Raw genomic sequence first — 16,633 nt, 5'->3', positions numbered from 1 at the left:
ACCTCGCCCGAAAAGTCACGATACCTCGCCCAGAAAGTCACTTTCAGACGGATTCATCGTTTTGGTTCAGAAGCTTGCGGTTCCTGAAATGGAAGAAATAGAAAAAGAAGAAACAGGTGCGGATTGGTGTCGAAGGAATGCCGCCTGCCCTTTCATGAAGAAGATGCTTGAGAACAAGAGGACCTCAGCGTTGGACCTAGCAGGAAAAACGAGTTGAGAATTGCAGGCATCGACACTCCGAGAATTTTGAGATTCGCAACTCGTTTAATTTAGCGCTCTGAAAAGTAAACGCTCCTCGACGCTTTCGCGCATGAAATTTGCCACTCGGTAAATTTCTGCCTTTGCATATGCGCCTGCTGGCCCTTACGAGTGCTTCAACTTACAAGAAAGGTGGGGACATGAAGAGCATCGTCATCGCCTCGCAGAAGGGCGGGGCAGGGAAAACCACCACGGCGATCAACATGGCCGTGGCCGCATCGCAGGATGGCTTGCGGGTCGCGATGATCGACCTTGATCCGCAGCGCAGTCTGCGCGGATGGTGGGAGGGCAGGGAGGGCGAATGGCCCGCCATGCCCGACAGCGATCCCGCACCGGACGAGGTGAAGGCGGCCCTGCCTGCCTTGGCCAAGCACTTCGACCTCCTGCTGATCGACACGCCGCCGGCCGCGCCGGAATGGCTGCAAAGCGTCATGGCGGCGGCCGATCTGGTGCTGATCCCGGTCAGGCCGTCGCCGCACGACCTGCGGGCGGTGGGCGCCACGCTTCGGGCCGCGAAGGGCGCGGGATCGGACTTCGCCTTCATCCTGTCCCAGACCCCTCGTGCTAAGGTGACCGAGGAGGCAGGCCGGGTCCTGGCGCAATACGGCAAGGTGGCGCCGGTCAATGCCGCCATGCGCGTCATCTATGCCGAGACGGCGGCGACGGGGCAGGGGGTCACCGAGGCGGGCGACCAGAAGGCCGCCCAGGAGGCGCGTGATCTTTGGACCTACATACAGGGGCTGCTCGATGGCTAAGAAAGGCGGATTCTCGTTTGACGGCATGGTCGATCCCGAGGCGGAGAGCCCGGCGCCCATCGGCGAGGTGCGGCAGCGCGGGGCAGGGGAGGTGGCGCGGCCCGCGCCCAAGCCCGAGGACAGGGCGGCACCTGCACGACGCGGACGACCGCCGAAGCCCCGCACCGCGACCGAGGCGCGGCCGAGCTTCGGGCTTGATCCCGAGACGCATGCCCTGTTCAAGATCTGGCTCTTGCGCCGCGGGATCTCGATGCAGGACTATCTTGAAGACCACATCCGCGGCCTGGTGAAAGGCGAGAAACTCTGAGAATTCCCAGAGTGTAAAATTGCCGAATTCAAAGAGGGTGGGGCGACTCCCCAGGGAACTTCAACTTCCCGAAGGGCAGGGTTGCCCCATGGCGGAAATCTGCCTATCACGCTTCATCCGCAAATTTTTATCACGAAAGCGGGGCAGGGGGCAGGCCATGCCATCATGAGGGCAGAACGTATCTGGGAGGGTGCTCCCGTTCCCGACCACAGCCGGTTCGATGCCATCGTCGTGGGTTCGGGCGCGGCTGGAGGCGTCGCGGCCACCCGGCTCTGCGATGCTGGCCTGAAGGTCCTGGTCCTCGAGGCGGGGCTCTCCGCGACCCGGCCCCTCAACCCGCAGACCCGGTCCCTGACGGCCGTGGCGAGGTTCCTCGAAAAGGTCGAGGCCGAGCGCAAGCTTCCTCCGCGTCTTGCCCGCTACGGAGAGCTGGCCTTCCGGCTTCTGGGCCGCGGGCGGCAACCCGTGCAGTCCCGGTGCTTTGCCTGGGCGCTGGCGCCCGATCTGCTGATCGACGATCGCGACCATCCCTATGCGACCGAGGAGGAGAGCCGCTTCCTCTGGTTCCGCTCGCGCCGTCCCGGCGGGCGCATGATGATCCCGGGCCATGGCCGGCAGTATTACAGGCTGACCGGGATGGGTCCCGAAGGCGCGGATCCTGCGCAGGCCCATTGGCCGTTTCGCCTCGAGGACATCGAGGACTGGTATCTCTGGGTCGAGGAGCGGCTGCAGCTGAAAGGCGGCGCGCAGGCCGGGCAGGGGCCGCATCACAGCGCGCTGGCCGAGGTCCTGACGCCGACCGGCTCGGAAACCGCGATCATCGAGGCGATCCGGTCGCGCTGGCCGCAGGCGCGCCCCGCCATCGGCACCTATGCTGCGCCCGTGCCGTGGCTGGAGCGGGCGGCGGCATCGGGGCAGCTGACATGCCAGGACGGCGCGGTGGTGCGGCGTGTCCTGAAGGATGAGGCCGGCGCCGCCAAGGGCGTCGAATGGATCGATAGCCGCAGTGGGAACGTCCGAACCTCGCTGGCGCCGATTGTCTTCCTTTGCGCCTCGGCGATCGAGAGCACGCGCATTCTCCTGCTGTCCCGCCCGGAAGGCGAGAAGCCCGGCACCGGCACCGGCTCGCCCGCCCTCGGGCGCTACCTGATGGATCACGCCGTCATGAGCGGAAGCGGCATCTGGCCGGTCGCCGGAGAGGTCCGGCCAGAGCAGTCCGAGCCGGGGCGCTGCATCCACGTGCCCCCGAATGCCCAGCATGGCGCCATGAGCCTGCAGATCCACGTCCATCCGCGCGGGGGCGGCGGGGCGCGCGTGGACATCGTCTGCTTTGCCGAGATGCTGCCCGACGCCTGGAACCGGGTGACGCTGTCTTCCTCGCGGCGCGACCGCCACGGCATCCCGATCCCGGTCATCCGCTTCCGCCATTCCGAGCAGCAGCGAGAGATCGCGCGCTACCAGGCCGAGCTCATCCGGCAGCTGGCGACGGACCTCGGCCTTGCGAATTTCTCGGTGAACACCGCGCTGTCTCCCGGCGGAACGAGCGTTCATGAATGCGGAACGGCGCGGATGGGGACGGACCCTGCCACCTCGGTCGTGGATACGAACAACGAATGCTGGGACGTGCCGGGGCTCTATGTCACCGACGGCGCGTGTTTTCCCCGCCAGCACGTGTCCAATCCGACGCTGACGATCATGATGCTGAGCGCCCGCGCCGCAGCCCATGCCGCAGCGCGCGTCCTCTCAGGCGGAGCGCGCTGACGGGCCTGGATCTGCCAGCTTGCGGGCGACCATCTTCATCAGCGGCATCGGATATTGCAGGCCGAGCGTCACGATGCAGGTCCGGTCGAGGATATCCAGGGTCCGCGGACACATGTCCGGCGTGTAGCTGATGTCGCGCTTGGCCCAGGCCCAGGGGTTCATCTTCGGATGGAAGGTGCGCTTCTGCAGGATCGGCTCCCAGTTCGTGTAGATGTGCTTGGAGCTGTCGCGCAGCCGGTTGTGGATGCCGCGCCGCCCGGTCAGCGCGACGGCCTCCTCGCGCGTCCGCGCCAGGACCGACAGGCTGACGGCCGAGCCGGGATCGTTATGCGGCGTGAGCGTGAACTCCCGGCTCTGCGACAGGATCTCGGCCAGGACCGCCCGCCGCTTCCGCATCCGCTCCAGCATCGGGACGACCTTGCGCAACTGGACCTCCAGCATGGCGCCGTCGATCTCGGTCACCTTCATGTTCATGCCGACGAATTCCGGCTCGTTCAGCCGGTCGCCGTGCTGGCGGATCATCGAGCCGAGATCGTGGTAGCTGCGCGCGCGGATGAAATACCGCTCGTCGCTGGTCAGCACCGCGCCGCCCTCGCCGATGTTCATGTTCTTCATCTTGTTGAAGCTGAAGGCGCCCAGATCTCCGATGGCGCCGCAATGGCGGCCCTTGTAGCGCACCCCGACGCCCTGGCAGGCGTCCTCGATGACGACAAGGCCATATTCCCGGGCGATCGACATGATCGCGTCCATGTCGCAGGGCGCGTTGACCATGTGCACCGGCATGATCGCGCGCGTGTAGGGCGTGATCTTGGCGCGGATGTCGTCGGGATCGATGGTGAGCGTCTCGTTGATCTCGACCAGCACCGGAACGGCGCCGACCTGCACCGGCGCGGCGGCCGTCGCCATCCAGGTATAGGCCGGCACCAGCACCTCGTCGCCCGGCCCGATCCCGGCCGCTGCCAGCGCGGCCACGAGCGCGCTCGTCCCCGAGTTCACCGCCAGCACATGCCTGGCGCCCGTGAGCGCGCCAAGATCCCGCTCGAAGCGCGCAGTGATGCCCGCCTTGGGATCGTAGCGCAGCAGGTGACCCTTCGCGATGGCGCGTCCGACGGCCACCCACTCTCTCAAACCGACATCGGGCACTCTTCACTCCATGGCAACTTTCCTGTCAGATTGAGCGCTTTTCGCGCGCGCCGCCACAGCAGATCGGGAGAGTTCGGTCACCTTCGCCTGAGGCGCTGCGGGCATCGTCCGCGCCATGCCGGCAGGGGTCAACCGAGGGTTGCGGCTTTAACAGAGTAATCCGCCTTATGTCTCAAAAGGGCTGTGCGGCAGTTCCTTGCCTAGGCATGTCGCAAGTTCGCATCCAAGACGCCCAACGAGTGCATCAGGCGGCCAGCCACATCCTGACATGGTGTTGAAACCCTGCATGACTGATTGTATCGTCGCCGATACGTGCGCCCGTAGCGATCCGCTTGTTGTTGGAAGAAGGAAAACTTCTAAAATAAAGCGCAAGCAAAAGCCAGGTGTCGACGTCGGCTTGAATAGGCCGTCCTGATAGAAAAGAAAAACAAGCATGCGCCGCGTCATTACCTACGGCACCTTCGACACATTGCATCACGGCCACATCCGGCTGTTACGCCGTGCTCGTGCGCTTGGGGACTATTTGATCGTCGCGCTGTCGACAGATGATTTCAACGCAGAAAAAGGCAAACGCGCGTTCTTCAGCTATGAGGAACGAAAACATGATCTCGAGGCATTACGCTATGTTGATCTGGTCATCCCAGAACGGACTTGGGAGCAGAAGGTCGACGATGTCGCGCTCTACCATGTTGATGTCTTCACCATGGGTGATGATTGGACGGGGAAGTTCGACTTTCTGAAAGCGCAATGTGACGTGGTCTACATGCCGCGAACCTCGGGTATCTCGAGTACCCAGATTCGCGATATGATTACCGCGATCGGTTGATTGCATTTCAGGACGTCACGGCATGTACTCCAAAGGGCTGCATTACGTCTACCAATCCTCGCCAAATCTGCGGATGCTGGAGGATGAGTTCGCAGATGGGATCAGCCGTGCCGTCGGGGTCTCTGGCGACAGCCGCGCGCAGGTCAAAGCCCGGCGAGGCTTCATAAACATCACGTTTTTCATTTATCGTCGTGCGCATCTGATGATGTCGCACGGTGTGGCAGATAAGAACTATCTCTTGCGGCAGGATCCAAAAGGCGGTCTGGAGATCAACAAATACCAGGCGGTCTGCGTCCCAGGTTTCTGGATCAAGCAGAAATTGTTGGCGCACAAGCGCCTCGAGCTGGACAGTCATCAGATCAAAGTTGTCGGATGGCCGCGGATCGATGCTCTGCTTGCAGCTGCCGCCAAGCGCCCAGAGAGGAAAAGGCCTAGCACCCGTTCCGAAATCAAGGTGCTCTGGGCGCCCACTCATGGGAGCGAGGTTCAGAAAGGAAAACTGGCCGTTTCCAGCTATCCTGCCCTCATGGAGTATGAGGAGAAGCTGGCCGATATATTCGACTTCGAAGTCTCGCTCCATCCCAACGTCCGGGGTGGGGGAAGGCCAACTTTCGAACAGCTGCTCGACGCCGATGTTGTAATCGCGGACAGGGGCACGATGGTTTATGAGGCTTGGGCGCTTGGAAAACCTGTCGTATTTCCCAGTTGGTTGATAGGTGAAGGCAACAAGCAGCAGAAGAAGGGCTCTGCCGAGAACCACATATTCAAGTCGAACATCGGATGTCATGCTTGGAGCTTCGATGAGCTTGTCGACATGGTCACCAGTGCGACGGGGCTTGGTGCGGACGTATCCAGTTTCATGCAGGATTATCTGCCCCCGCACGTAATCGGTCGGTCGTACGATCTTATTGCCGATGCGGTCTTAGAAATCGACGGGATGAAAGGCTCTCGCATCAAGCCGAAAGTTCGTGTTGATGATGAAAAGAGGGGCGTACTGAGCGACCTCAAGCAGCGTATCTTTTCATCTTTCAAAATCCGGGCCAGGTAAAAGTGCCTAAAACACTTCTGCTACTGCAGTCTTCGATTGTTGAAGTTGCTGCCAACCGTGGCAGTTATGGATAAGGGCAAATTCACGCCACATTGCGAAGATCGTGCTCTTTCACTAATTGAGCCAAGCGCGCTTCGCTTTCATGAATCATGTTGCGATAGCGCCGGTTTTTGAACCTCCATACGGAGGAATCCAGATCATCACAGTGCCCCGCCAGAAATGGCAATGTTGTCACTATCTCCAGAGACTGCGTCGCTTCCAGATGCCGGTCGATTGTCATCCCGCTATTCAAAGTCCAAGAGGAAATTCCCTCAAGCGCTGCGCGATTGTACAACCCGAAAACCATGCCGACGCATCGGTTCAGGTGAACAAAGGTCTGGCCGTGGTAAGTGACCACCTTGGTGACGCGGTAGTCGGAACCGACGTCCGTGATGAGACCCGAGAACAGGTCCCATTGGCATGTTGCCAGATAATCTCTGACCACCTGATAGCGTAATTCGAAGTCTTCAGGCAGTTCGACGTCGTCCTCGCAAAACAGGACCGGATGGATGTTCTGATCGAGGCAGGCCTGCGCCATGAGGCGAAAGCTGGTCGCTGCGCCGACCCAGCCCGGGAACGCCCTGATCCCATCGAAGAATTCGAAATCCTTTGGCTTTCCGGCCAGAAAGTGTTCGCGCCGCGCGGGTGTCTCCGGCAGGCTCAGGCAGAGACGGCGCAGCGGTATGTCATCGAGGTCCGAGAAGACCCTCCAGTCCTGACGATCCGCGGGAATGGTTTTCGTGGCGATTAGATAGCGCGTGATCCCTTCATGCAGCGCATCGCGGCCCTTCAGCGCGAAGATCTTCTCGATCGGCACGCCGCCGCGCTGCAGGCAGGAAAGGATGTCCGGGCAAGAGATCAGAACCGCCTGGCATCTAGTGGTCAGCGATAGGAGTTCGCCTTCCGGCAGAGACGTTGGCCTCAACAGTATCAGAATGTCGTTCTGCGTGATCCTGGTTCTGTCCTGGGAGACAGGATCGATATGAATCACCGTCCCTTCGAACTTCGGATCGGAGCTGGACACAGCGAGCGGCAGCTCCGCATCCTGCAGGGCGCGGGCGATCTGATCCCGGTCGGCATCATCGCCTCCGCGGATCGTGACAGGACCGACGACACGCGCCGGATGGCGCTGCCGCTGCCAGAACGGCTTGGGATACCGCACGCGGTCATAGAGGCCCGTCATCCCCTCATGGCGAAGAACAGCGAGAAGGCGGGCCGGAACCCGATACAGGCCGCGAGGAACCATCTTGGACAGCGAGGCCATCAAGTTGCGCTTCATGGGCATCCTGCAGGTGTCACACGTTTTCCCAAGGTGCGGAATGAGGGGAACATCGGGTCAGGTGACGGCAAGTCTTGGTATGCCGAACTGAAAAGTCGCTCCAATTTTAGAATTGGAGAATTCTCTGCAAGTGCTTCCAGCAGGCGCTTGCCGGCGTGCTCGCGCCGCGCCAAGTTGTGCCGTGCTGTGTAAAAACCTGTAGAATTGCTGATCGCCTGCCCCAAGTAGAACGTCTCTTCCCCCATCTTTCCGCTCAAGCTGGTATGGAACAGGAGAATGATAAGGGCATTGAGGCTTCCTGCAGGTTACTAAAAACGGGTTCTTTTACACAACTGCAGGCGGAGCATACAAGAACGGACCTCGCATATCCATATCGGCATCCACTTTCCGTCCCCTTGTTCCGATGGAACTTTCACAAGCGCATTTCTCAACAAGTGCCCGCGTCACAAGGCCGAGCCGGATGCCAGAATCGGGCCTAGAACCTTTCTGCACCTGTTTCGAACTAGGCCGGGTGCGCGGCCAAGGCGGCATGGTCGGGCGCCAGGACCTGACGCGGCCCGGATAGTTGCTCGATCGCGATGCGGACCCGCTCGCAGCATTCTCCGTCCCGGAACGGGAAGGCCGCGTCGCGTCGCGCGGCATAGACCGGATCTTCGCGGCCCGACAGCGCGGCGTCCAGCTGCGCGATGACGTCTTCAGGGTTCCGCACGACGGGACCGAAGCCGTCCCGTTCGAATGAGAAGTAGCCGGGCTTGCAGATGTGATCACCGGCGAAGAACTCGTCAAAATCAAACTGGAAGTAGATCACGGGCCGCTGCAGGAAGGCCACCTCCATCAGAGCGGATGAATAATCGGTCACGGCCACGCATGCCCGCACCAGCAGGTCCTGATAGCAGAAGCCATCGCGCACATCGACGGTCTCGATCCAGCCGGGAATAGCCATGTCCGGCAAATATATCGCCATGTTCGGATGCGGCACGAACATGACACTGACACCATGCCGTTCCGCCAAATGGGCAAGATCTGGCAAATTCAGGATCGCGGACCAGTTCCGAGCGAATACACTTTCAGAAAAATTGTCCTGCTTCGTCCAGCGCATTCCCGTGACATCTCCTCCCCCGCTCAGATATTTCCGCCACGTCGGCATGATAAGGATAGAATTAGGCACGGTTTTTCGCGCCTTGCTGAGAAGTCGGTCGTGCCGGGGAAATCCACTTAGTAGAACTTCCCTGTTGCTGAAGACGTATCGGCTACCAGCATCAGAAATAGCTGCTGCTTCAGCAGGGGTGGATGCAACAAATAGCCGAATCGGCTTTCTGTTTAGCCAAGCCGATAGATCGTTCATTGTTACGCCATGCTGGAGGAAAGCAAATTCGTACTTAGCCAGATCCCCGAACTCGGCCTTTGGCACGGGCCACAGCACATAGTCGTCGGCATGAGACGAGGCCAGGATAGAGGCATTCATCTGGGCGGCGATGTGGTCATCTGACCCAAAGGCCAGCAGCTTGAAGCCTTCCCGCTCCAGCCGGTCCCAATCCCCCGATTGCCGGGACAGCACGAACCAGACATTGCCGTTCTGCCCCTGACGCATCAGGTGCCGATACAGGTGCTCCGCATTGTCATCGGCGCGATCGTCGCGATCCATCAGGACCCAGCAGCCGCGGTATTTGTCCTGGCTTTCCAGAACAAAGTCCCTGAGGCGCTGGTGCTCCGGGCTGACATTCCGCGGAGCGTCTTGGACCAAGGCATCGCGCAGGGTCAGCCAGTTGGCCTCTTGACCGATTGCCTTCCTCCTCCGCCGGATGCGGCAGGGCGCGCCTTCCGCCTCGAAGCGGATCGTGTCGCCTTCGTTCAAGGACACCCAGAAGAAATGCTGGGTGAAATAGGTGGCGCCCATGAAGGTCGAGGAGCGCTGGCTGGGCAGATGCATTTTGGCTTCCTGCCCGTTCACGAACGGCCGGATCGGAAACCTGTCGTTCCCGCCCGAGAAATACGAGAACTGCATCTGTCCCGAGGCCTGGTCGATCTGCTGGAGATAGACCGCCGTGCTTTCCCGTCTTTGGTCCTTGTACATGGCAAGCAGCGCGACCTTGTGTTCCTCGGTGCAGCCCGCAAGTTCAAATTCTGAGATGGTTTCTATGTCGATATATTCCATGATCCGACAGAGAAGGCTTACAAAATCCTGTCGTTCTTCATTCGTTAGAAAATCTGTGCGCTCTTCATGGTCCAAAAGATAGCGGAAGACCCAGAAGACATCGTAGAGACATGTTCTTTGTATGTGGGCAGGAATAAAGCCCATTGCCTCTTGGCAAGATATCAAAAGATCTAGGACGCCATATTTTAGCTTATCGCTGAACCAAGACTTCGTTAATTTAGCCTGATCAAGGAGCGAGGTTTTATTATGCCTTTTTCAGTAATAATATCGGGCATTTGGGATAAAGCTGACCTTGCGGTCTGGTGACGCCAAGAAAATTCTGTTTATGAAGTGAGCATCCTCGAAAGATGGCTTGACCCGTGCGTCGAACTTGACTCCTGATCGGATCACAGTCTCACGATGTAGCCAGACTGTGTTTACCGAAAGATGGATAAAGTTGCCCAGATCATTGCTTGACCTTATTACAGTGCCACGCCGAAACTTGTATCTAAGTGGATGAGAGTTGGAATACTCATCTCGATCTTCAAAATAAAAAATTGTATTGGAGCATACGGCCAGCAGCGGCTCCTCGTGCTTCTGCTCGGTCTCCTTCAGCATTCGCCGGAAGTAATCCCTGTCCAGAAAGTCGTCCGGATCCGGAAAGCCGATCCACGTTCCCTTCGCCAGCGCCAGGCCGGTGTTCCTGGCGGCAGATGCACCAGCGTTTTCCTGACGGACATAGCGCAGGTGCTTGGGATGACGCGCCTGCCATTTCCGGACGATCTCGGCGGTGCGATCGGTCGAGCCGTCGTCGACGATGATCACCTCGAAGCTGCGCAGTTGTGAGGTCTGGGTGAACACGCTGTCCAGGAAGCGGTCGATATAGGCTTCCACGTTGTAGGTGGGAACCACCAGCGACAGGCGCAGCGGCCCGGGCCTTGCCGCGAGGGCTGCGCCAGCCAGGCCCCTTGCGTGGACGATGAGTTTCCGCGCGATCTTCCTGCCTAGGCGCTTCAGCATTGACTGGTCCTGATGTCTGCGATGATTGAAAAGAATACGCCTCTGTGGGGCAAAGGCCGGAAAAACTCAACACGCGCGGGATGCCGGCCGCCGTCCTGCCGCGCCGGACCGAAGGATGGCAATAACAGTGGCAGGTCATCCGGAATGCGCTAGAAGCCGGTCAACTGCCTGCGTGGTCGGGCTGCGCCGTCTTCGGTCGGCCTGCAGCGCGGCATCCTCGGGCCTAGAGACGTCGTTCAGGAAGCGGGCGCGATGCTGACAGCCATTGCCAGACAAGCACGGCGGGCCGGCCGCGCCGTGCAGGCGGGTTTCGATCACGGGCGCGCGGGGCTTCATGGCCACTGGGCCGTCAGGCTCGCCATGCGGCATGTCTGGAGCCTCGGGACTCGCCGTCTGCGGGGGATCTGGCGGGCCAGGGAGCTGCAGGGATCTGCAGACATTCCTCCCGGACCTGACCGGGACAACCTGCTGTCGATGCTGAGCAGCCGGATGGGGGTGCTTGTCCTGCACGAGGACGACGGGTGCGCCGTGCTCGGGATCCGCGACATCGATTTCCCGGCTGCCCTCTCGGTGCTGCGTGCCGCCTGTCCGCAGGCGCGCTTTCTCTGCGCTGGCACCGAGGTCGACCCTGCCGGTTCCGGCTGGTTGCGCCTGCTGGCCGCTCCGCGCGTGGACCTGCTGCAGCCGGGCAGCCAGCGGATCGAGCTGGAATGCTACGAGGCCCGCCCGAACGGGGTCTGGCTGTCCCGCAACCGGGCCAATGCGACGGCCCGTGCGCTTTACCAGGATCCCTTCGGCCATCCGGGCCTGACCCGGCTTGCGGGCATCCTGCCTGCCCCGACGCTGAGGCAGCGCCTGCGGGACGAGCCCGTGGACTTGGTCTATACATGGGTGAACCACCAGGATCCCGCCTGGATCGAGGCCTTCGCGCGCCATGTCCCCCGCCCCTCAGCCGGCGTGGGAGACGAGAACGACGCCGCCGCGCTGTCCCGGTTCCATTCCAGCGACGAGCTGCGCTATTCGCTGCGCTCGGTTGCCCTGAACCTGCCCTGGGCGCGGCGGATCCATGTGGTGACGAACTGCGCCCCTCCCGACTGGCTGGATCCCGACCATCCCTGCATCCGCTGGATCCCGCACGAGCGCATCATTCAGTCCGAATACCTGCCGACCTTCTCCTCGCATGTCATCGAGAGCCGTCTGCACCATATTCCCGACCTCTCGCTGCGCTTCCTCTATCTGAACGACGATGTTTTCGTCGTGACGCCCAAGGAGAAGGCGTTCTTCTTCGGCGCCTCCGGCAACAGCCGGGCCTTTCTGGAAGAGGATGGCGTGGTCTCGGGCCCGGTGCGGGCGAGCGATCCCGACCATCTCAATGCCGCGCGGAATTCGGCCCAGCTGCTGGCGCGTGATTTTGGATTCTGGCCGACCCAGTTGCACAAGCACGCGCCGTTCGCGTTGCGACAGGACATCCTGGCCGAGATCGAGGCGCGATGGGCCACGGATTTTGCACGGTTTAGGCCGAGCCGCTTCCGCAGTTCCGACGACCTGAACCTGACCTCGTTCCTCTATCACCACTATGCCCTGGCTACTGGCCGGGCCGAGATCGCCCCGCTGCGCCTGTCGTTGGTCATGCCGATGGACCTGCGCTGGAAAAACCGGCTCAGGACCGCGCTCGAGGGGGATGTCGAGGCGCTGTGCCTCAACGAAGGTGGCGCGCAGGCTCCGGGGGCGGATTGGCATAGGAGCATCCGTCGGTTCCTCGAGGTCAATTTCCCCGAGCGGGCCCCGTGGGAGCGCACGAGGATCAAGTGACATCGGGAAGGCAGGAGGTCATGCGCCCGGCGGGATCAACGGCCGTCAGCTGCCTCGACCAGCCTGTCGTCGCGAGTTGTGGCTGGCGATCCGCCGCCTGGCCCTGAAGCTGTTTGGAAGACCAGGGTCCTCAGGCGCCGCGGGAGCGATCTTGGTCACCGGCTAGGACAGCCCTTCCCATCGCGCCGCCGGAGGCACTTCTGGCAGCGGCGCACCGGGGTCCGAACTCGGCGCCTTTGATGTCCATGCCGTCGGCAGCACGACCCTGCGGTGCCGCTCCTGCCCTGCGAGCAGCCGTGCCGCGCCGAGAACCCAAGGCGCCAGCAGCAGGCGGGAGACCCGGCCCGAGGGCCGTTGCGCATCCACGAGGCGCGCCAGCCGCGGGCCGATGATCCAGTAGGCGCGGATGAAGGCCCGGCCGGCCGGGTGACGCACCAGGACCTCGTCGCGCAGCCGGCGCAGCATCGCCACGTCCGGATGCAGGGGATCGCCATAGGCGGCGGTGGCGACGAAGCATGATCCGCCCGCGGTCGCGGGCTGCTGCGGGTCCTCGTCCTCGCCGGAGCCGTCGCCAGGAGAGTCCTCCTCCTGCTCCTCCTCGACGGGGCGGGACGAGCCCTCCACGGGTTCGCCATCCACATAGGTCGTCACGACCATCTGCCCGTCGATCTCTTCCTGGACCAGGACCGGCTGCGAACTCGAGGCGAAGTTCTGCGTCATGTAGAGCGCCTGCATCCCGCCGCCGCCCGGCATCTGCCCCGTGGAGAGCCCGACGCCCAGGTAGTCGACATCGGGATCGAGGATATTGGCCTGATGCGCGCTGCTCTGCATCAGGGCGGCGTGCATGTCCTCCACGTCGCCGCGCCCGGGCGCGCCGCTGATGCTCTTCTGGGCGACATTCTCGGTCAGGTGCCAGCTGCCGCCCTGCAGGGGAAATTCCGCATCCCCCGCCCGGCCGGCCGACGTGCTGCCGCCCGCACCCTGGTGGGAGAGCCCGCCGCCCCCCGACATCCAGTCCGAGTGGCCCTGCGCGGCGCTGTTCAGGTGCAGCTCGACATGGACAGGCCGCAGGCCCGCCTCGAGCCGGGCGGCGTTGACCAGCTCCGCGACATGGAGTTCGAGCGCATTGGCGATTTCGGTTGGCACGGCGTTCCGATCTTTCCTGGGGCGGCTCAGGTCCCTCGGCACCTGCCCGGCCAGGATAGAGGAACGGGGCCGCGGGCCAAAGGCCGGTTGGCGGGGATCGGTGGTCTTCTGCCGGCGCGGCCCGGGCTAGGCGGAACGCTGCGGAAGAAGGGCCGAGGGGCCGCCCTCCGCGGCGTCTCGGCGGCGGCGCATCAGAGGCCTTTCGACCAGCCTCCAGGACAGCTCGGCAAGGGCGAGCGAGATCAGCACCCACAGCAGGGACCGCACCAGTTTCAGGGGCCCTTCGGTCAGGTGAAGGATCGCCGGCACATGCTCGTAGAGCGCGGGCAGAAGGACGTCGATGAACGGGCTGGCATCCAGCAGGATGAGCGAGCGGAAAAGTGGCGCCGCGATCAGGCAGGCCAGGCAGATCGGCAGAAGCCATCGCCGCGGGGCCAGGATGACGGCGGGGAACCACAGCAGGTAGAACTGCTCCTCGACGGCCAGGGTCCAGAAGTGCCCTGCCCCGCTCCACTGCTGCTGTATCGCGATCTGGATGTTCGACAGGTAGAGCCCATGCACCCACCAGTCCGACCTCATGCCCGAGATCCCCAAGGCCGCCGCCAGGACGATGGCCAGGTAGAACGGCGGCGCCAGCCGCAGGAAGCGCCGCAGGAAGAACCGCCCCGCCAGGTCGCCGGCAGAGGCGGTTCCGCGCTGCTGGAGCAGGATCGAGGTGATCAGGAAGCCCGAGAGGACGAAGAAGGTCCTGACGCCGATCATGCCGGGGCTCCAGCCGCGGATCAGCTCGCTATAGGTGAAGTGCTCGGCGAAGACGCCAAGCACGGCCACGGCCCTGAGGCCGTCGAGGCGCGGGTAGTAGGGAAGGCTGCGCGCGGCGGCCATCTCAGGCATCGAGCCGGCTTGACGCCGAGAGGGCGGGTACGGTCTTGGCGGGCGGGCGTGCGGCGGCAGGGGCGCGCAGGAAGGCAGGGGGGCGCAGGAAGAAGGCGGCAAATCCCGCGACATTCGCGCGCGCGACCTGCGACCAGCTGATGCCCAGCTCGGGCCGGAACGACGGCCCTCCGCGCCCCTCGCGCCAGGCGGATCTGAGCGACCAGAAGAAATGCTTCAGCAGCCATTTCTGGCGGATGTATTTGCCGTAGAGCGCGCCATTGGCGTAGGAATAGGCCCTGCTGAGATCCACCACCTCGGCCAGTTGCTTGCGGCCGTGGTGGTGCTGCACGCACATGTCCGGGACATAGCGGATCGGCACGCCCGCCATGTGGCCGCGAATGATGTAATCCGTGTCCTCTCCGGCCTGGAAAGGGGCTCCGGCGCCGAAGGTGGTGTCGAAGCCGCCGATGCGGTTGGCCGTCGTCCGGGACAGCACGAAGCTGCATCCCGGAACGAAGCCACCGGGGTGGATGGACGGCTCGTAGAGCTGCTCGACCGGCTCGTCCTTGATGGTGAAGGGAAGGTCGGTCGGATCGCCCAGCTTGACGCGCCCGCCCAGGAACATGTCGTCCGCACCTTCCGCGTCATGACGCAGGAGGTCGCGCATGAAGTCCGGGTCCATGAGGCAGTCGTCGTCGGTGAAGATCAGCAGCCGTCCCCGCGCCGCGGACATGCCGGCGTTTCGGGCGTTCGACAGGCCGCTGACCGGCAGCGAGACGAAGCGCCCCAGGCCGCCGGCGGCGTCCAGCACGGCGGCCGGATCGAGGGCCAGCTGCGGATCGCTGCTGTTCTCGACGACGATGATCTCGACCGGCAGCTCGGGGCAGCGGGCCGCGGCGGCGGCAACCGAGGCGACGCAGGCCAGCAGCTGCCGCGGCCGGTTGCGGGTGCAGATGATGACGCTTCCGACCGGCTCACGCATCCGCGGGCGCCTTTGCCAAGGGAAGATGCACGAGTCGACGGGCAAGGGCGTCTATGGCGTCATAGGACGGAATGATTTTCCGAACATCGCGCGAGCCGAGCCGGCGCTTCGCCTTCAGGTTCGCATCCAGGATTCTCTGCCCCAAACCCGCGGCCAGCGGAAGCTGCCGCGCCATCCGAAGGACGGGCCGCTCGCGACGCCGGATCATGTCCCACCGGCCGGCCTGCTCGATGAAGTCGCAGGCCAGGGCGTAGCTGCCCGTCTCGCGGATCACCGAGAACAGGAAGTAGAAGGTGGTCGCAATGCCGATGTCGAAGGCGCGCCGCTCGTTTCGAGGCTGCGCCGCCGCCAGCCGGTCGAGACGGCGCATGAGGTCGGACGCGGCCGCGACCGTGGCGGCGTTGACGTCTTCGGCGACGGCGGTGAAGCCGGTCCCGGCGGCCTCGGGATAATGGCGGGCCAGGCTTTCCTCAAGGATGGCGACATGGGTCCGGACCATCGTGGCCATGCGCGTGGCGCTGACGCTGCCGTCGTGCAGCCGGTAGGCCAGAAGCGGCTCGGTGGTCTGGGCCACCTCGCAGCTGTCGGCGATTCGCCGGAACAGGTCGAAATCCTCGGCGCAGGGATAGGCTTCGTCGTATTGCAGCATGCCCTCGGGCATCGAGCTGCGGCGGAACATGACGGTCGGGTGCCTGAGGATGGTGAAGAAGCGCGACATGATCCGAAGATCAAGGGTTTGGGTGGCCTCAGGCATTGCGGCCGCCAGCATCCTGCGGGGCGAGTAGATGGTGTCGAAGTAGCAACCGCTCAGCGCCAGCTTGCCGTTTTCCCGGAAGGCCCGGACCTGGGTGCTGATCCGGCTCGGATAGGCGATGTCGTCGGCATCCATGCGGGCAATGAGATCACCCGAGGCACGCGCTATTCCCTCGTTCAGGGTTCGAATTAATCCCCTGTTTTCCCGATCAATTACGATAATGCGCGCGTCCTGCGCGGCGGCATGTCGCAGAATATCCGCAGAGCGATCGGACGACCCGTCATTTATGCAAATTATTTCAATATCGTCATGGTCTTGCAGCAGGATGCTTGCAAGCGCCGCAGGCAGGTATTGCTCCGCGTTATAGACGGGCAAAATGACCGAAACTCTTTCCAAGACACCACCAGCCGATCAAACCGAGCAGAGGCCTGTTATTTAGTTTCGGGTTGCTGCGTCAATACACGACGCATACAAAGCGGCAACGTTCGGTAAA

At 62.7% G+C, this 16,633-nt stretch carries 15 protein-coding genes; 7 read left to right on the top strand and 8 right to left on the bottom strand.

The window, feature by feature from the left end; genetic code table 11:
- The 4 genes from BLP73_RS19650 to BLP73_RS18160 form a co-directional block, all read left to right on the top strand.
- Nucleotides 1–217: hypothetical protein (locus BLP73_RS19650; protein ID WP_217630734.1), on the top strand; the 217-nt coding region annotated here is incomplete at its 5' end.
- Between the two features lie 181 nt (nucleotides 218–398).
- Nucleotides 399–1,013: a ParA family protein gene (locus tag BLP73_RS18170; RefSeq protein WP_175453438.1), complete on the top strand. Its 615-nt coding sequence runs from the start codon at nucleotides 399–401 to the stop codon at nucleotides 1,011–1,013.
- Nucleotides 1,006–1,320 (top strand): hypothetical protein, encoded by a 315-nt coding sequence (locus tag BLP73_RS18165; RefSeq protein WP_139166032.1) that lies wholly within the window; start codon nucleotides 1,006–1,008, stop codon nucleotides 1,318–1,320. Before BLP73_RS18170 ends, BLP73_RS18165 begins: the two co-directional genes overlap by 8 nt.
- A 165-nt stretch (nucleotides 1,321–1,485) precedes the next feature.
- Nucleotides 1,486–3,081, top strand: coding sequence for a GMC oxidoreductase (locus BLP73_RS18160; RefSeq protein ID WP_090748232.1), 1,596 nt, complete (start codon nucleotides 1,486–1,488; stop codon nucleotides 3,079–3,081).
- On the opposite strand, the gene BLP73_RS18155 is transcribed toward BLP73_RS18160, so the two are convergent.
- On the bottom strand, nucleotides 3,064–4,224 hold the full coding sequence (locus BLP73_RS18155; protein WP_090748229.1) for a DegT/DnrJ/EryC1/StrS family aminotransferase: 1,161 nt from the start codon (nucleotides 4,222–4,224) through the stop codon (nucleotides 3,064–3,066). The genes BLP73_RS18160 and BLP73_RS18155 overlap by 18 nt on opposite strands.
- A 433-nt stretch (nucleotides 4,225–4,657) precedes the next feature.
- Here BLP73_RS18155 and tagD point away from each other — a divergent pair, with 433 nt between their 5' ends.
- A complete protein-coding gene (tagD, locus tag BLP73_RS18150; protein WP_090748226.1) occupies nucleotides 4,658–5,050 on the top strand; it encodes a glycerol-3-phosphate cytidylyltransferase in 393 nt (130 codons plus the stop codon).
- A gap of 22 nt (nucleotides 5,051–5,072) precedes the next feature.
- Complete coding sequence (locus BLP73_RS18145) at nucleotides 5,073–6,098, top strand: hypothetical protein (protein WP_090748224.1); 1,026 nt, start codon at nucleotides 5,073–5,075, stop codon at nucleotides 6,096–6,098.
- An 82-nt stretch (nucleotides 6,099–6,180) separates the two neighbouring features.
- Here the strand turns inward: BLP73_RS18145 and BLP73_RS18140 are convergent, their stop codons facing one another.
- From BLP73_RS18140 to BLP73_RS18130, 3 genes are all read right to left on the bottom strand, one after another.
- Nucleotides 6,181–7,422, bottom strand: coding sequence for a glycosyltransferase family 25 protein (locus BLP73_RS18140; protein WP_175453437.1), 1,242 nt, complete (start codon nucleotides 7,420–7,422; stop codon nucleotides 6,181–6,183).
- A gap of 496 nt (nucleotides 7,423–7,918) precedes the next feature.
- Nucleotides 7,919–9,571, bottom strand: coding sequence for a CDP-glycerol glycerophosphotransferase family protein (locus BLP73_RS18135; RefSeq protein ID WP_175453436.1), 1,653 nt, complete (start codon nucleotides 9,569–9,571; stop codon nucleotides 7,919–7,921).
- Nucleotides 9,572–9,826: 255 nt separating this feature from the next.
- On the bottom strand, nucleotides 9,827–10,570 hold the full coding sequence (locus BLP73_RS18130) for a glycosyltransferase (RefSeq protein ID WP_090748215.1): 744 nt from the start codon (nucleotides 10,568–10,570) through the stop codon (nucleotides 9,827–9,829).
- A 474-nt stretch (nucleotides 10,571–11,044) separates the two neighbouring features.
- On the opposite strand from BLP73_RS18130, the gene BLP73_RS18125 reads away from it, so the two are divergent.
- Nucleotides 11,045–12,382, top strand: a complete 1,338-nt coding sequence (locus BLP73_RS18125) for a stealth conserved region 3 domain-containing protein (RefSeq protein ID WP_175453435.1) — start codon at nucleotides 11,045–11,047, stop codon at nucleotides 12,380–12,382.
- Between the two features lie 162 nt (nucleotides 12,383–12,544).
- On the opposite strand, the gene BLP73_RS18120 is transcribed toward BLP73_RS18125, so the two are convergent.
- The 4 genes from BLP73_RS18120 to BLP73_RS18105 all read right to left on the bottom strand — a co-directional run bounded on the left by BLP73_RS18120 (nucleotide 12,545) and on the right by BLP73_RS18105 (nucleotide 16,536).
- A complete protein-coding gene (locus tag BLP73_RS18120; protein ID WP_175453434.1) occupies nucleotides 12,545–13,528 on the bottom strand; it encodes a CAP domain-containing protein in 984 nt (327 codons plus the stop codon).
- A 126-nt stretch (nucleotides 13,529–13,654) separates the two neighbouring features.
- On the bottom strand, nucleotides 13,655–14,422 hold the full coding sequence (locus BLP73_RS18115; protein WP_175453433.1) for an acyltransferase family protein: 768 nt from the start codon (nucleotides 14,420–14,422) through the stop codon (nucleotides 13,655–13,657).
- Nucleotides 14,415–15,386: a glycosyltransferase family 2 protein gene (locus BLP73_RS18110; protein ID WP_090748204.1), complete on the bottom strand. Its 972-nt coding sequence runs from the start codon at nucleotides 15,384–15,386 to the stop codon at nucleotides 14,415–14,417. The genes BLP73_RS18115 and BLP73_RS18110 overlap by 8 nt, the downstream gene beginning before the upstream one ends.
- Entirely contained in the window at nucleotides 15,379–16,536 is a 1,158-nt protein-coding gene (locus tag BLP73_RS18105) for a glycosyltransferase family 2 protein (protein WP_090748201.1), read from the bottom strand. The genes BLP73_RS18110 and BLP73_RS18105 overlap by 8 nt, the downstream gene beginning before the upstream one ends.
- Nucleotides 16,537–16,633: the final 97 nt, after the last annotated feature.

Source organism: Paracoccus tibetensis (assembly GCF_900102505.1).
GTDB lineage: Bacteria > Pseudomonadota > Alphaproteobacteria > Rhodobacterales > Rhodobacteraceae > Paracoccus > Paracoccus tibetensis.
Note: the sequence above shows the minus strand (reverse complement) of the source record. Positions and strands in the feature narration are given on the sequence as shown.

What these genes read in the sequence shown, in the direction of transcription:
- BLP73_RS18170 (WP_175453438.1), top strand. Translation starts at nt 399, where the DNA reads ATGAAGAGCATCGTCATCGCCTCGCAGAAGGGCGGGGCAGGGAAAACC.
- BLP73_RS18165 (WP_139166032.1), top strand. Translation starts at nt 1,006, where the DNA reads ATGGCTAAGAAAGGCGGATTCTCGTTTGACGGCATGGTCGATCCCGAG.
- BLP73_RS18160 (WP_090748232.1), top strand. Translation starts at nt 1,486, where the DNA reads ATGAGGGCAGAACGTATCTGGGAGGGTGCTCCCGTTCCCGACCACAGC.
- tagD (WP_090748226.1), top strand. Translation starts at nt 4,658, where the DNA reads ATGCGCCGCGTCATTACCTACGGCACCTTCGACACATTGCATCACGGC.
- BLP73_RS18145 (WP_090748224.1), top strand. Translation starts at nt 5,073, where the DNA reads ATGTACTCCAAAGGGCTGCATTACGTCTACCAATCCTCGCCAAATCTG.
- BLP73_RS18140 (WP_175453437.1), bottom strand. Translation starts at nt 7,422, where the DNA reads ATGCCCATGAAGCGCAACTTGATGGCCTCGCTGTCCAAGATGGTTCCT.
- BLP73_RS18135 (WP_175453436.1), bottom strand. Translation starts at nt 9,571, where the DNA reads ATGGAATATATCGACATAGAAACCATCTCAGAATTTGAACTTGCGGGC.
- BLP73_RS18130 (WP_090748215.1), bottom strand. Translation starts at nt 10,570, where the DNA reads ATGCTGAAGCGCCTAGGCAGGAAGATCGCGCGGAAACTCATCGTCCAC.
- BLP73_RS18125 (WP_175453435.1), top strand. Translation starts at nt 11,045, where the DNA reads ATGCTGAGCAGCCGGATGGGGGTGCTTGTCCTGCACGAGGACGACGGG.
- BLP73_RS18115 (WP_175453433.1), bottom strand. Translation starts at nt 14,422, where the DNA reads ATGCCTGAGATGGCCGCCGCGCGCAGCCTTCCCTACTACCCGCGCCTC.
- BLP73_RS18110 (WP_090748204.1), bottom strand. Translation starts at nt 15,386, where the DNA reads ATGCGTGAGCCGGTCGGAAGCGTCATCATCTGCACCCGCAACCGGCCG.